General features: G+C 69.5%; 13 protein-coding genes. 5 read left to right on the top strand and 8 right to left on the bottom strand.

Translation table 11 applies throughout. The annotated features are described in order from the left end of the window. Positions 1-10 precede the first annotated feature (10 nt). A complete protein-coding gene (locus tag AC5P1C_RS16075) occupies positions 11-1,339 on the top strand; it encodes a metallophosphoesterase (RefSeq protein ID WP_493866503.1) in 1,329 nt (442 codons plus the stop codon). Between the two features lie 146 nt (positions 1,340-1,485). Continuing rightward, positions 1,486-1,899 (top strand): ATP-binding protein, encoded by a 414-nt coding sequence (locus tag AC5P1C_RS16070; protein ID WP_493866502.1) that lies wholly within the window; start codon positions 1,486-1,488, stop codon positions 1,897-1,899. Between the two features lie 227 nt (positions 1,900-2,126). On the opposite strand, the gene AC5P1C_RS16065 is transcribed toward AC5P1C_RS16070, so the two are convergent. Further along, entirely contained in the window at positions 2,127-3,569 is a 1,443-nt protein-coding gene (locus AC5P1C_RS16065) for a sensor histidine kinase (protein WP_493866501.1), read from the bottom strand. 17 nt (positions 3,570-3,586) lie between these two features. Beyond that, positions 3,587-4,363 (bottom strand): response regulator transcription factor, encoded by a 777-nt coding sequence (locus AC5P1C_RS16060; RefSeq protein WP_493866500.1) that lies wholly within the window; start codon positions 4,361-4,363, stop codon positions 3,587-3,589. 171 nt (positions 4,364-4,534) lie between these two features. Between AC5P1C_RS16060 and AC5P1C_RS16055 the strand changes: the two genes are divergently transcribed. Beyond that, the gene (locus AC5P1C_RS16055) at positions 4,535-7,075 is read left to right on the top strand and encodes an MMPL family transporter (protein ID WP_493866613.1); all 2,541 of its coding nucleotides are present in this window, start codon (positions 4,535-4,537) and stop codon (positions 7,073-7,075) included. Between the two features lie 12 nt (positions 7,076-7,087). Here the strand turns inward: AC5P1C_RS16055 and AC5P1C_RS16050 are convergent, their stop codons facing one another. Continuing rightward, a complete protein-coding gene (locus AC5P1C_RS16050) occupies positions 7,088-8,011 on the bottom strand; it encodes an SMP-30/gluconolactonase/LRE family protein (RefSeq protein WP_493866499.1) in 924 nt (307 codons plus the stop codon). Between the two features lie 123 nt (positions 8,012-8,134). Here AC5P1C_RS16050 and AC5P1C_RS16045 point away from each other — a divergent pair, with 123 nt between their 5' ends. After that, complete coding sequence (locus AC5P1C_RS16045; protein WP_493866498.1) at positions 8,135-8,581, top strand: Lrp/AsnC family transcriptional regulator; 447 nt, start codon at positions 8,135-8,137, stop codon at positions 8,579-8,581. Here AC5P1C_RS16045 and AC5P1C_RS16040 read toward each other — a convergent pair. Further along, positions 8,518-9,831 (bottom strand): MFS transporter, encoded by a 1,314-nt coding sequence (locus AC5P1C_RS16040; protein ID WP_493866497.1) that lies wholly within the window; start codon positions 9,829-9,831, stop codon positions 8,518-8,520. The two genes, AC5P1C_RS16045 and AC5P1C_RS16040, sit on opposite strands and share 64 nt — an antisense overlap. Before the next feature lie 79 nt (positions 9,832-9,910). Here AC5P1C_RS16040 and AC5P1C_RS16035 point away from each other — a divergent pair, with 79 nt between their 5' ends. Beyond that, complete coding sequence (locus tag AC5P1C_RS16035) at positions 9,911-10,474, top strand: MarR family winged helix-turn-helix transcriptional regulator (RefSeq protein ID WP_493866496.1); 564 nt, start codon at positions 9,911-9,913, stop codon at positions 10,472-10,474. A gap of 15 nt (positions 10,475-10,489) precedes the next feature. Here AC5P1C_RS16035 and AC5P1C_RS16030 read toward each other — a convergent pair whose 3' ends face one another. The 4 genes from AC5P1C_RS16030 to sdhA form a co-directional block, all read right to left on the bottom strand. Further along, entirely contained in the window at positions 10,490-10,948 is a 459-nt protein-coding gene (locus tag AC5P1C_RS16030) for a VOC family protein (protein ID WP_493866495.1), read from the bottom strand. 205 nt (positions 10,949-11,153) lie between these two features. Further along, positions 11,154-11,579, bottom strand: coding sequence for a hypothetical protein (locus AC5P1C_RS16025; RefSeq protein WP_493866494.1), 426 nt, complete (start codon positions 11,577-11,579; stop codon positions 11,154-11,156). Positions 11,580-11,758: 179 nt separating this feature from the next. Beyond that, entirely contained in the window at positions 11,759-12,529 is a 771-nt protein-coding gene (locus tag AC5P1C_RS16020) for a succinate dehydrogenase iron-sulfur subunit (protein WP_493866493.1), read from the bottom strand. Further along, entirely contained in the window at positions 12,529-14,283 is a 1,755-nt protein-coding gene (sdhA, locus tag AC5P1C_RS16015; protein WP_493866492.1) for a succinate dehydrogenase flavoprotein subunit, read from the bottom strand. Before sdhA ends, AC5P1C_RS16020 begins: the two co-directional genes overlap by 1 nt. Positions 14,284-14,291 lie beyond the last annotated feature (8 nt).

Below are 14,291 nucleotides of genomic sequence, written 5' to 3'. Positions count from 1 at the left end.
GGCGCGCTCCGTGATTGTCTTGTCCGTGCTGGCCGCTGTCGCCGCGCTCGCGGCTCTCGCCGGGATGCAGTGGTACGTGTGGCGGCGCCTGGTGCGGGACACCACGGCCGGGCCAGGGCTCGCCCGGCGCGCGGGCTCCGTGGCCTTCGTTGCGGGGCCGTTGCTGATGTTCGGGGTGATCGTCGCCGAGCAGACCGGGGCGCCGTTCTGGCTCCAGCAGGTGCTGGCCTGGCCGGGCTTCATGTGGATGGCGCTGTCGATCTATCTCTTCCTCGCGCTTCTTGCGGCGGAACTCGTACGGCCCTTCTTCTTGAGACGTCTCTTCTTGAGACGCCGCTTCTTGGGACGTCGTGCGAAACCCGCCCCTACGGAGGGCGCCGGTTCCACGGAGGCCCTCTCCGTAGAGGACGCCGCCCCGCAGGAGTCCGCGGAGTCCGCGGAGTCCGCGGAGTCCGTGGAGTCCGTGGAGTCCGCGGAGCCCGCCGCCGCGGAAGTGCGGGCGGACCGGGCCGCGCCCTCGCGCCGCCTCTTCGTCTCCCGGATCGTCGGCGGGACCGCCGCGGCCGTCGCCGTGGGAACGGTCGGCTACGGAACGTACGGCGTGCTGCGCGGGCCGCAGGTGAAGCGCGTCACCGTGCCGCTGGCCAAGCTGCCGCGCGCGGCGCACGGGTTCCGGATCGCCGTGGTCAGCGACATCCACCTGGGGCCGATTCTCGGACGCGGTTTCACCCAGCGCGTGGTCGACACGATCAACGGCACGCAGCCCGACCTCGTGGCGGTAGTCGGTGACCTGGTCGACGGCAGCGTCGAGGACCTCGGGCCCGCCGCAGCACCTCTCGCACAGCTCCGCGCGCGGCACGGCACGTACTTCGTGACCGGCAACCACGAGTACTTCTCGGGGGCCGGGCAGTGGGTCGATCACGTGCGCGAACTCGGGCTGCGTCCCCTGGAGAACGCCCGCACGGAACTGCCCGGCTTCGACCTCGCGGGTGTGGACGACGTGGCGGGCGAGCGCGAGGGGCGCGGGCCCGACTTCGCCAAGGCGCTGGGTGACCGGGACGGCTCGCGGGCCTCCGTCCTGCTGGCCCACCAGCCGGTCGTCATCCACGACGCCGTCAAGCACGGCGTCGACCTCCAGCTCTCCGGGCACACCCACGGTGGACAGCTGTGGCCAGGCAATTTCATCGCCGACCTGGCGAACCCGACGCTCGCGGGGCTCGAGCGGTACGGCGACACGCAGCTGTACGTGACGCGTGGCGCCGGTGCGTGGGGACCACCGGTGCGGGTCGGGGCGCCGTCCGACATCACGGTCGTCGAACTGGCCTCCCGCCAGGCGTGATCGCGTGTTGGTTCGATGCAGGACGAACTGGCTGGATACTGCCGGGCCTTGAGGTGACGGTGTGACACAGGGCACTACCTCTGCGCAGCATTAAGTGTCGGAAGTGTGTGCGGTAGTTGGGGCTTTGGTGTGCCATAGGGGGAACGTTGTTGCGACGTCAGGCTTTCCGGCTGCCACCGCACCCGGCATCCGTCTCGCTCGCCCGGCTCCGCGTGCGTGATCATCTCGCCGCGTGGGGGCACAAGGAAGAGAGCGTGGCGCTGCAGGACGCCGTGCTCCTCGTGTCGGAACTGACGACGAATGCCGTGTGCCACGGGCACGTCCTTGAACGGGAGTTCGAGGTCGCGGTGACGGTGCTTGCCGACGGCGACTGCTTCATAGAGGTCTCCGACGAGAGCCCCGCCGATCCCGCGCTGCGGGACGTGGGCCCCTGGGCGGATAACGGCCGCGGGCTGCGCCTGCTCGACGCGCTCGCCGAGGCGTGGGGAGTCTGGCAGCGGGGGCAGCATGGGAAGACGGTGTGGGCGCTTGTACGGGTTGCTAGGCCTCTGAGCCACTAGGGCTTGCCTTGCCCTGTGCGTTGCCGCGGGGCTCTCCCACCCGTTCCCGTCCGCCCGTTACCCCGCAGCCTCACCTGCACGAACAGGCCTTTCCCGCCCGCCCGCTCGCTTACCCCGCATCCGCCCCTGCACGAACAGGCCTTTCCCGCCCACCCCGCGAACCCGCAGCCGGGAGCGTACGTGGGGGGCATACCGGCACAGCCCCGCCCCACAACCGAAACGCCCCCTTACCCCGGCGCTCCCGGCGCTCCCGGCGCCCCCGCAGGCAACGTCACCGTCACCAAAAGTCCCTCGCCGGGTGCCGTCTCCACCCCCACCTCACCGCCATGTGCCACCACCACCCCCTGCACGATCGCCATGCCGAGACCGCTCCCCCCGCCCCCGCCCGCGCGGAAGAAGCGGTCGAACACCCGTGCCGCGTCCTCCTCCGCGAGGCCCGGCCCCCGGTCGGCGACGCGCAGCCGCACCACCCCGCCCTGCCGCTCCACCCCCAGCGTGACCGGCGCCTCGACCGGAGTGTGCACGCGTACGTTGCCCAGCAGATTGCCGAGCACCTGCCGCAGCCCCGACTCGTCCGCGCGGATCAGCACCGCCCCGTCGGCACGCACCGTCAGCGGGCGCTCCGGCTCCTGCATCCGCAGGTCGTCGGCGGCGTCCCGTACCAGGCGGCTCAAGTCCACGTTCTTGAAGCGCAGTTCCGGCTGCTGGTCCAGGCGGGCCAGGGTGAGCAGCTCGTCCACGAGGTGCCCCATCCGGTCGGTCTCGGCGATCACGCGGCTCCACGCGCGCGTGCGTTCCGCCGGATCGCGGAGCATCCCCTTGTCGTACAGCTGGAGGTAGCCGCGGATCGCCGACAAGGGCGTACGCAGTTCGTGCGAGGCATCGGCGACGAAGCGGCGCAGCTGTGCCGAGCTGCGTTCGCGGGTCTCGAAGGCGGACTCGACCTGGTGGAGCATGGAGTTGAGGGCGAGACGCAGCTGCTCGGTCTCCATCGTCGGGGCGCGGCTCGACGGCACACGCCGGGTCAGGTCGCCCTCCGCGATGGCGGACGCCGTCTCGACCATGTCCTCCAGGGGGCGGAGCCGATGGTGCGCGGAGAGCATCGTCAGGACGGCGAGCAGCCCCAACAGGACCACTCCGAAGGCGGCGTCGAGCTTGAGCGCCTTCTTGATGCCCGATTCGACGTTCTGCGTGGCCGCGGCCATCAGGACCGTCGTGCCGTCGGCGAGCTCCGCGCCCACCATGCGGTGGGAGTCGCCGTCCAGGGTGATGTTCTGCGGCCCGGACCTGCCCGCGACCCCTTCGGGGTCGTCGACGGCGGCGGCCAGGGCGCGTTGGCGCGCGGTCGGCGCGAGCGCGCCGATGGAGACGGGCTCGCCGCGACCGTCCACCGCCACGAACACCGTGTCCCCGCGCGGGAGCGCGCCGACGCGCTCCTTGCCGCCGGGCGAGAGCTTGTCGAGCGCGATGCCCAGCTCGCTGAGCCTCTCGATGTCCTTCATGGTGAGCCCGGTGCTCAGCAGCGATTTGCGCGACTGCGTCAGCTCGGCGTCCACGCTGTCCAGGAGGTAGTGGCGCATGCCCATGACGCTCACGCCGGTCGCCACGACGACGCCGAGGGCGAGCAGGGCCACGTTCACCCACGTGAGCTTGGCGCGCAGCGAACTCATGCCACGGTGCGCACGCCTCATGCGAGGCCGTATCCGACACCCCGCCGGGTCGTGATCACCGGCGGGCCCAGCGCGTCGAGCTTGCGCCGCAGATAGCTGATGTAGGTCTCCACGACGGTCGACTCGGCCTGGTGCTCGTACTGCCACACATGGCGCAGAAGCTGCTCCTTGGGCACCACACGGCCGCCGTTGCGGACCAGGAAGCGCAACAGGGCGTACTCGGTGGGTGTGAGCTGCGCCGTGCGTCCCGCGCGGCGCACCACGTACGTCGCCTCGTCCAGCTCCAGGTCCCCGTAGCGCAGCGGCGGGCGCTGGGGGAGTACGTCGCCCGCCCTGGTGCGGCGCAGGACGGCCCCGATGCGGGCGACGACCTCGTCGATGTTGAACGGCTTGGTGATGTAGTCGTCGCCGAAGCCGAGCGCACCCACGACCTCGGCGGGCGAATCCCGCGCGGTCAGGAAGAGCAGGGCCAGTTCGGGACGCCGGGCGCGCAGTTCCCTGGCCAGGGCGCGGCCGTCGCCGTCCGGCAGCATCACGTCCAGGAGCGCCACGTCGGGCCGGGTGCGCTCGGCGAGCGCGAGGGCGTCGCGCACGGTGCCCGCCACCATCACGTCGAAGCGGTGGTAGCGCAGGGCGATGGCCAGCACGTCGGCGATGCTCGGCTCGTCCTCGACGACGAGGACGGTGGCCCCGGCAGCCGGACCATGGACCCCGACAGCCGGGCCATGGCCCCCGACACCCGGACCGGTCCGCACTCCGACATCTGTTCCCTGCTCGCCTTCGGCGTGGCTCATGCCCTCAGTATCGGCACGCGCGTTGTACGAAGTCTCGGTCCGTGCCTTGGAGTTACTTGAGAATCATGGCCGCTTCGCGCCGTAGGAGCGCGCTGCCGCCGATGCTGAGGCTCCTGAAGGCACGGACCCGGGGGACCTGGCGACGCTGAGGAGGAGTGGATCGTGGCGGCATTGGCGCGGTGGTGCTATCGGCACCGTCTGGTGGTCCTTGTGCTGTGGGTGGCGGCACTGTTCGGTCTGGGGGCGGCGGGGACATCAGCGGGCACCAACTACTCGAACGTGTTCTCCCTGCCGGACACGGACTCCAAGCGCGCGTACGACCTCATGACGCAGGCCTTTCCGGAGAGCTCCGGAGACACCGACACGGTCGTCTGGCGCGTCGACGAGGGAGCGTCGGCTCGTGACGAGGACGTACGTTCCCGGATCGAGCCCGTGCTGAAGGAGATCGCCGGCATGAAGGGCGTCGGCGGGGTCGAGAGCCCGTACGCGTCCGGGCAGGCGGGTGCGGCCCAGACCAGCGAGAACGGGCGCACCGCCTACGCCCGGGTGACCTTCGCCGAGGAGGCCAACTCGGTCCCCAAGGAGCTCGTCCAGGACGTCGTGGACACGGCTCAGAGCGCCGAACGCTCCGGTCTCCAGGTCGAACTGGGCGGCCAGGCGATCACCCGCATCCAGGAGCCGCCCACCGGTGTCGCCGAAATGGTCGGCATCGGGGCCGCCGCCATCGTCCTCTTCCTGGCCTTCGGCTCGCTCTTCGCGATGGTTCTGCCGATCGTCATCGCCGTCTTCGGAGTGGGCCTCGGCATGCTGTCGACGATGCTCCTCAGTCACGTCACGGACATCCCTGAAGTGGCCCCGCTGCTCGGCTCGCTGATCGGCCTCGGTGTCGGCATCGACTACGCGCTCTTCATCGTCACCCGGCACCGGCGCGGCATCCTGCGCGGGATGGAGCCGGAGGAGTCCGCGGTGCAGGCCCTGAACACCTCGGGCCGCGCGGTGCTCTTCGCGGGCGGCACGGTGTGTATCGCGCTCGCCGGGATGCTGGTGATGAACATGCGGTTCCTGGACGGCGTCGTCATCGCGGCCTCCCTGACGGTCGTTCTGAGCGTCCTCGCGGCCATCACGCTGCTGCCCTCGCTCCTGGGCCTGCTCGGCCCTCGGGTGCTCAGCCGCAGGCAGCGTCGCCGCCTCGCCGCTACGGGGCCGGAGCCCGTCGAGGCGAGCGGCCTCGCGGCGCGCTGGTCCTCGTACGTCCAGAAGCGCCCGCGTTCGATCGCGGCGCTCGCCTTCGTGGTGATGGCCTTCCTGGCGCTGCCGTTGCTCTCCTTGCGGCTCGGCGCGACCGACCAGGGCAACCACCAGGAGTCGACGACGACCCGTCAGGCGTACGACATGCTCGCCGAGGGATTCGGTCCGGGATTCAACGGCCCACTGCAAGTAGTGGCCGAAGAAGCGGACACGGGGAGCCTGGTGGCGACCATCCGCGACACGGAGGGCGTCGCGAGGGTGGCGGCGGCGCCACCCTCGGACGGCATCTCCGTCATCAACGTCGTCCCGACCACGTCCCCTCAGTCCGAGGAGACGGATCAACTCATCGACCGTCTACGGGGAGACGTGATCCCGGAATCCGGCGTCGAGGCCCATGTAGGCGGCGTCACGGCTGTCTTCAAGGACTTCGCCGCGGTGACGGGAGACCGACTGCCCTACTTCGTAGGAGCGATCATCGCGCTCGGCTTCCTCTTGCTGCTGATCGCGTTCCGCTCGCTGGTGGTGCCGCTGATGGCCGCCCTGATGAACCTGATCGCGGCGGCGGCGTCCTTCGGCGTACTGGTGGCGGTCTTCCAATGGGGCTGGGGCACGGAGATCCTCGGCATCGGCAAGGAGGGCCCGATCACGGCCTTCCTGCCCGTCATCATGCTGTCGCTGCTCTTCGGGCTCTCGATGGACTACCAGGTGTTCCTGGTGAGCCGTATGCACGAGGAGTGGGTGCACACGAAGGACAACGCGCGAGCGGTTCGCGTCGGCCTCGCGGAGACGAGCCGGGTCATCAACTGTGCGGCCCTGATCATGATCTGCGTCTTCTCCGCTTTCGTCCTGAGCGGCGACATGGAGGGAGCGATGGCGGGCATCGGCCTGGCGGCGGCGGTCGCCCTGGACGCGTTCATCCTGCGTACGGCCCTCGTCCCGGCCGCCATGCACCTGCTCGGGCGCTCCAATTGGTGGCTTCCCGCGGGCCTGGAGAAGCGCCTTCCGCACTTGGCGGTGGAGCCGCGGGAAGCGCCGGAGAGTACGGCACCGGTGCCCCACGCGCGCGTGGTGGAGTCCGCGGCGTACCCGGAGTCCGCGGCGTACCCGAAGTCCGAGGCGTACCCGAAGTCCGAGGCGTACCCGAAGTCCGAGGCGTACCCGAAGTCCTCGAAGTCCGACGGTGAAAGCGCCGCCTCAGTAGTGCACGGTTTCATCCGCACCGCTGAGGGCGAACCGGTGGAGGGCGCGATCGTGACCCTCCTCTCCAAGGGGGGCCGTCAGTTGGACCGCGTCACTTCTCTTGCCGACGGTTCGTACATCGTCGCTGCCCCGTCGGCGGGCGCCTACTTGCTGGCCGTCACGGCCCCGGGATACGTGTCCCGCGCGCGCCACATCGTGGTCGCGGGCGAACCGCTGGTGTACGACGTGGAGCTGGCGGTGGGGGAGATGGACACGGTGAACTAGCCGGCCCTCGGATCAGAGGACCCGGACCCTCGGCAACCCCGTCACGGACATCACCAGCGAGTAGAGCGAGGTCGTCGCAGTGATGAAGAGCCGGTTGTTCTTCGGCCCTCCGAAGGCGATGTTCGAGACGGGCTCGGGGACGGTGAGCCGCCCGATGAGAGTGCCGTCGGGGTCGTAACAGTGCACTCCGTTGTGGAAGGCGGCTGCCCACAGGCGGCCTCCGTCGTCGAAGCGGATGTTGTCGAAGCCGGAGTCCTTGGCCTCGGCGAAGACGGCGCCGTCCGCGAGGGTCCCGTCATCGCGCACATCGAAGACGCGGATCGCTGCGGCGCGCGTGTCGGATACGTACAACTGCCGCTCGTCCGGCGAGAAGACGAGCCCGTTCGGTCCGTCGAAGCCGTCGGCGACGATCCGCACGTCACCGGTCACGGGGTCGATCCGGTAGACGTTGCAGGCACCGATCTCGGGGGCCGCGCGGAACCCTTCGTAGTCACTGGTGATCCCGAAGTCCGGGTCGGAAAACCAAACTGACCCATCCGAGCGGACCACGGCGTCGTTCGGGCTGTTGAACCGCTTGCCCTCGAAGCGGTCGGCGAGGACGGTGACGCGGCCGTCGTGCTCGGTGCGGGTCACGCGCCGATTGCCTTGCTCGCAGCTGATCAAACGCCCCTCCCGGTCGAGGGTGTTGCCGTTCACGTATCCGGCGGGGGCGCGGAAGACGCCGACGGTGCCGGTCGCCTCGTCCCAGCGCAGCAGCCGGTCGTTGGGGATGTCGCTCCAGATGAGCTGCCGCCAGGCGGGCAGGTAGAGCGGCCCTTCGGCCCACCGGCAGTCGTCGTACAGCACTTCGAGTTTGGCGTCGCCGTTGGCGCACCGTCCTGTGCGGAAGCGCTCGTCCAGAACCTCGTACGACGTCGGGACTTTCTGGGAGGACATGACGACCCCTGTCTGACGGAGGAGTGAATCACATTCGGCAGTGTGACGATAATGCAGTATCAGATATGGTGGAAGTCAAGGGCGGGCGAACGGAGGGTGGGAGCACCGGTGGGAGCACCGCTGATGGACGACACCGACCGAGAGCTGCTGGCGCTGCTGCAAGAGGACGCCGCCCAGCCCTACGCGACCCTGGGCAAGGCAGTCGGCCTCTCGGCGGGCGCGGCCCACGAACGGGTCCGCAAGCTGCGTGAGCGCGGAGTGATCCGCCGTACGACGGTCGAGGTGGACCCGGCGGCCGTGGGGCAGGGCGTGCTGGCCTTCGTCATGGTCGACTCGACGGCATGGATGGGGGAGCGGGCAGAGGACTTCGCCGCGATCCCCGAGATCCAGGAGGCGCACGTCATCGCGGGCGCGGCGAGCGTCCTGGTCAAGGTCCGTACGTCGACAACGGAGCAGCTCCAGGACGTGCTGCGGCGTCTCTACGCGATCGAGGGCGTGAGTGGGACTCAGGCGACGGTGTCGCTGGAGACGTTCTTCGAGAGGCCGGTGTCGCCGGGGGCGGCCTCCTGAGGTCCGGGGTCGGCCTGAGGTCCGGGGTCGGCCTGACACCCGCCGTCGCTCACCCCGAAGCGGCGCACTCCCGGCACCGCCGCCGTCCCCGCGCACGCGACGCCCACCACCACGGCCGCGATCCACAGCGGGGTCGCCGTGCCCCACGCGTCCGCCGCGAGCGGCCCGAGGACGTACGCAAGGGGCATCGCGGCCAACGACAACAGCCAGTCGTACGAGGTGACGCGAGCGAGGGCTCCGGACGGTATCGCGGCCTGGACCGACGTCGCCCAGACGGGGCTGAGGAAGCCGAGCCCCGCCTGAGCGAGGCCGTACGCGGCGATCACGGCAGGTGCAGGGGCCTCGGCGGCGAGCAGAGCCAGCGGCAGGGCGTACGTCGCGAGACCGAGGTTGGCCGTGAGGATCGGGCGCCTCGGCCGCGCGCGCCCGGCGAGCAGGGAGCCGGCCAGGAGGCCGACGGCGCCCGCCTGGAGGATCGCGATCCAAGTCCCCTCCCCGCCCAACTCCTCGACGGCGAGGACGGGTCCGAGCGTCAAGAGGACGGCGGCGGCGCCGTTCCACGCGGAGTGCGCGACGAGGCTGGTCCAGTACCAGTCGCGGCTGCGGACCTCGTGCCAGCCTTCCAGGAGATCCTTGCGCAGGGACCGGCGAGCGGTGGGTTCTTCGGCCGTGCGGTTGACACGGACGGCGGCCAGGAGACACGCGCTGATGGCGAAGGAGACGCCGTCGAGCACGAACGCCCAGCCGGGCCCCGCGACCAGGATCAGCAGCCCGGCGAGCGCGGGGCCACCGACGCGGGAGCCGCTGCTGACCACGCCCAGCAGGGCGTTGGCCGCGTGCCGGTCCTTCGGGGCGACCGTCCCGGCGACGAGCGGTGACAGGGTCGGCATGGCGAAGGCGGAGGCGGCGCCGCCGATTGCTTCGGCGAGGGCGAGCTGCCACAACTCTGGATCGCCACCGAGCAGTTGTACGCCGACGAAAAGCTGGGTCACGCACCGCACCAGGTCGGCGGCGAGGGCCACGGTGCGGGCGTTGAACCGGTCGCCCACGACACCGCCGAGCGGCAGCAACAGCAGCTTCGTCCCCATCGCGCAGCCGAGTACGAGCGCGAGTGCGGAGGTGGACCCGGTGGCGCGGAGTACGGCGATGGCGAGGGCGGCGGGGATGACGGCGTCGCCGATGACGGACAGGGAGCGGCCGACGAAGAACAGCCGGAAGGAGCGGTTGCGCAGCAGGGGGTGCGACAGCATGGAGGGGACTGTATTTCGGTACCGAACTATTCGTCAACGAAATATAAGGGGCCGAAGCATGCGAAGTAGGCTGCTGCATATGGCGAAGAGGCGTAAGAGTGAGAACCCCGGGGACGGGGAGCCCGGCGAGAGCGGGCCGGTCCGCGACTGGACGGACGGTCACGTGGAACGCTGGCTGCCGGTGCTACCCGCCCTCGACCCCGACGTCGAGGGCGCGGTCACGCGCATGAAGAAGTTGACGGTCCATCTGCGCAGAGTGCGCGAACAGTCCCTGGTCGACTTCGCCCTGGAACGCCACGAGTTCGACACCCTCCACAAACTGGCGGGCCGAGGTGGCCGGGCGACCCCCTCCGAACTGGCCGCGGACCTGGACCTGGCCCCCGCCTCCGTCACGGGCCGCCTGGACGGTCTGGAGAAGCGGGGCCTGATCCGCCGCACGCCGTCAAAGACGGACCGCCGCCGGGTGGACGTGGAACTGACCGACGCGGGCAGGTCGATCTGGCTGGGCGCGATGGATGTACTGGGCCACGAGGAGTACCGCCTCCTCGGGGCGCTCCCCGAGGAGGAGCGGGCGCAGCTCTCGGACATGCTGCGCCGCATCATGGTGGTGGCGGAGGAGGGTGGCGGGGCGCAGTGGAAGTGACGCACGCCCCACCGCTCAACTCCGAGCCAGCTCAGGCCGCTTGCGGTAGTCGGTGAACCCGATGACGTTCCCCCACGGATCGGCGAACTCCACGGTGTACCCGGTGGCGACGGAGAAGGGCGGGGCCAGGAGTTTGACCCCGACATCATCGAGGGCCTTTCCGGCGGCCCGCGCGTCGGGCACCTCGATCCACACCCGGGGCGTGGCCCAGGCGGACGGCCGATGCTCGATCCCCTCCTCCACCCGCAGCAAGAGCCCGGGCGTCTCCTTGCCCACCTTCAGGATCGCGAGCCCGATCTCGTCGATCCGGTGCGACACGGGGAACCCGGCGCGCTCGTAGAAGCTGACGGCTTCCGCGAGGTCGCCGACGGGGAAGAGGACATTGTCGAAGCCGAGCAGCTCGGTCGGCGACTGCTCACCGAATTGACGAACGGACTGGTCAACGGACAGGCCGACCGACTGGTTGTCTGACATTCCGTCAGGGTAGGTCGGTAGACGGCAATTCGGCCGCATCGCGGATGGTCGGCGGGGCACTCGGACCAATCGCCGCCCAAACGGCCGAGGCAGATCCCTCGGGCCGGGGCGTGTCGAACCCCTGTACGTGCCACGCTCTCGGGGTTCGTTCCGTCTCGGCGGATCAGCCGAGGTCCTGCCCGTCCACCCCTCAAGCCGGTCCGGTTCACCCCTCAAGCCGGTCCGCATCGCACCGCGCGATCTCGTCAAGCACTGGTGCAGGGCCCTGGACGTGGCCGTGGTAGATCTCCTTGACGATCTTTCCGTTCTTGTCAGTGGTGTAGTCGTGTCGGTCCACGACCACGATCTCGTTGTTGACGTGATCCATGCCGAGGCGCCGGAATTTGGCCGGGTTGTTCGGGTCGCCCAACGGGATGGACCGGCACAGCGCCGCCTGGCCGTTCGCGGGAGCGCGGCCGATCTCGCCCTTGGCCGACCCGCTGCTTCCCGAACCATGCTTGTCGTACGTCGAGTCGTCGTAGACGCGCACCGGATCATCGCCCTCAAGGCCGAGCGGGTCGCTCCAGCGCAAGGGATTGTCGACGTACGCGTAGTGGTTCGGGGCGGGGACCAGGCCGAGCGACCGCCTCAAGGTCTCCTCGCCCTTCGACGTCGCAATCGACCTGACCGCCGTGGACCGCCGCCCGGGGCAGCCGCGGCCGTAACGTAACAGCGAAGGCCCCGCCCCCGGTGCGAAACCAGGAGCGGGGCCCACGAAAACGTACTGCCGAAGACGTACTGCCGAAAACGTACTGCCGAAGACGTACGTGCTCAGAAGCGGCGCGTGATCAGTGCGCGCTTTACTTCCTGGATCGCCTTCGTGACCTCGATGCCACGCGGGCACGCGTCCGTGCAGTTGAACGTCGTGCGGCAACGCCACACGCCGTCCTTGTCGTTGAGGATCTCCAGGCGCTGCTCGCCCGCCTCGTCACGCGAGTCGAAGATGAAGCGGTGCGCGTTGACGATCGCGGCCGGGCCGAAGTACTGGCCGTCGTTCCAGAAGACCGGGCACGAGGACGTGCACGCCGCGCACAGGATGCACTTCGTCGTGTCGTCGAACCGCTCGCGGTCCTCCGGCGACTGCAGACGCTCGCGCGTCGGCTCGTTGCCCTTGGTGACCAGGAACGGCATGACGTCGCGGTACGCCTGGAAGAACGGGTCCATGTCGACGACCAGGTCCTTCAGGACCGTCAGACCCTTGATCGGCTCGACCGAGATCGGCTTGGACGGGTTGATGTCCTTGATCAGGGTCTTGCAGGCAAGGCGGTTGCGGCCGTTGATGCGCATGGCGTCCGAGCCGCAGATGCCGTGGGCGCAGGAGCGACGGAAGGTCAGCGACCCGTCCATGTCCCACTTGATCTTGTGAAGGGCGTCGAGGACACGCTCCTTCGGGTCGATCTCGATCTCGAAGTCTTCCCAGGTCGCGTCCGCCGAGATCTCCGGGTTGAAGCGGCGGATGCGGAAGGTGACCGTGATGTACGGGGAGTCGGCGAAGCCGGCCTCGGGCTTGGCGTCTTCCTTGTCGAGGGTCGGGGTTGCCATCAGTACTTACGCTCCATCGGCTGGTAGCGGGTCTGGACGACAGGCTTGTAGTCGAGGCGGATCGACTCGGCGCCGTCGTCGCCGACCTCGCGGTACGCCATGGTGTGGCGCATGAAGTTGACGTCGTCGCGGTTCGGGAAGTCCTCGCGGTAGTGACCGCCGCGCGACTCCTTGCGGGCCAGGGCCGACTGCGCCATGACCTCGGCCAGGTCGAGCAGGTTGCCCAGCTCGATGGCCTCCAGGAGGTCGGTGTTGAAGCGCCTGCCCTTGTCCTGGATCGAGACGTTGAGGTAGCGCTCGCGGAGCTCCGCGATCTTCTCCACCGCCGTCTTGATCGTCTGCTCCGTGCGGAACACCATGACGTTGGCGTCCATGGTCTCCTGCAGCTCCTTGCGGAGCTCGGCGACCCGCTCGGTGCCCGTGGCGTCGCGCAGGCGCTCGACCTGGGCGACGACGAGCTCCTCGGCGTTCTCGGGGAGTTCGACGAAGTCGTGCTTCGCCGAGTACTCCGCGGCGGCGACGCCCGCGCGCTTGCCGAAGACGTTGATGTCCAGGAGCGAGTTGGTGCCCAGGCGGTTGGCGCCGTGCACCGACACGCAGGCCACCTCGCCCGCCGCGTACAGACCCGGCACGACGGTGGTGTTGTCCGCGAGGACCTCACCCTCGACGTTCGTCGGGATGCCGCCCATGGCGTAGTGCGCGGTCGGCTGGATCGGGATCGGGTCCGTGTAGGGCTCGATGCCGAGGTAGGTGCGGGCGAACTCCGTGATGTCGGGAAGCTTCGCGTCCAGCTGCTCCGGCGGGAGGTGCGTCAGGTCCAGGTAGACGTGGTCGCCCTCGGGACCACAGCCGCGGCCCTCTCGGATCTCCGTGTAGATGGAGCGGGACACGACGTCTCGGGACGCCAGGTCCTTCATGACCGGCGCGTACTTCTCCATGAAGCGCTCGCCGTCCTTGTTACGGAGGATGCCGCCCTCACCACGGGCGCCTTCCGTGAGAAGGATGCCCATGCGCCAGATGCCGGTCGGGTGGAACTGGAAGAACTCCATGTCCTCCAGCGGCAGGCCGCGGCGGTAGCAGGCCGCCTGGCCGTCGCCCGTCAGTGTGTGCGCGTTAGACGTCACCTTGAAGAACTTGCCGGTGCCGCCCGACGCGTAGACCACGGCCTTCGCCTGGAAGATGTGGATCTCGCCGGTCGCGAGTTCGTAGGCGACCACGCCCGCGCTCTTCTTGACGCCGTCGATCTCCACCAGGAGCTGGTCGAGGACGTAGAACTCGTTGAAGAACTCCACGCCCTCCTTGATGCAGTTCTGGTACAGGGTCTGGAGGATCATGTGGCCGGTGCGGTCGCCCGAGTAGCAGGCACGGCGGACAGGAGCCTCGCCGTGGTTGCGGGAGTGACCGCCGAAACGGCGCTGGTCGATCTCACCCTTGGGCGTACGGCCGAAGGGCAGGCCCATCTTCTCCAGGTCGAGGACCGCGTCGATGGCTTCCTTCGCCAGGATCTCGGCGGCGTCCTGGTCGACCAGGTAGTCGCCGCCCTTGATCGTGTCGAAGGTGTGCCACTCCCAGTTGTCCTCCTCCACGTTGGCGAGCGCGGCGGCCATGCCGCCCTGCGCCGCGCCCGTGTGGGAGCGGGTCGGGTAGAGCTTCGTCAGGACCGCGGTCCGGCTGCGCTTCGTCGCCTCGATGGCCGCGCGCATGCCCGCGCCGCCGGCGCCGACGATGACAGTGTCGTACTTGTGAATCTTCACTGGGTTCG

It is taken from the genome of Streptomyces sp. A18 (genome assembly GCF_059026065.1).
The sequence above is the reverse complement of the archived record's forward strand: the minus strand, read 5'-3'. Positions and strand labels throughout refer to the sequence as shown.

Coding starts and splice junctions, on each gene's coding strand:
- AC5P1C_RS16065 (WP_493866501.1), bottom strand. CDS start 3,569: ATGAGTTCGCTGCGCGCCAAGCTCACGTGGGTGAACGTGGCCCTGCTC.
- AC5P1C_RS16060 (WP_493866500.1), bottom strand. CDS start 4,363: ATGAGCCACGCCGAAGGCGAGCAGGGAACAGATGTCGGAGTGCGGACC.
- AC5P1C_RS16050 (WP_493866499.1), bottom strand. CDS start 8,011: ATGTCCTCCCAGAAAGTCCCGACGTCGTACGAGGTTCTGGACGAGCGC.
- AC5P1C_RS16045 (WP_493866498.1), top strand. CDS start 8,135: ATGGACGACACCGACCGAGAGCTGCTGGCGCTGCTGCAAGAGGACGCC.
- AC5P1C_RS16040 (WP_493866497.1), bottom strand. CDS start 9,831: ATGCTGTCGCACCCCCTGCTGCGCAACCGCTCCTTCCGGCTGTTCTTC.
- AC5P1C_RS16035 (WP_493866496.1), top strand. CDS start 9,911: ATGGCGAAGAGGCGTAAGAGTGAGAACCCCGGGGACGGGGAGCCCGGC.
- AC5P1C_RS16030 (WP_493866495.1), bottom strand. CDS start 10,948: ATGTCAGACAACCAGTCGGTCGGCCTGTCCGTTGACCAGTCCGTTCGT.
- AC5P1C_RS16020 (WP_493866493.1), bottom strand. CDS start 12,529: ATGGCAACCCCGACCCTCGACAAGGAAGACGCCAAGCCCGAGGCCGGC.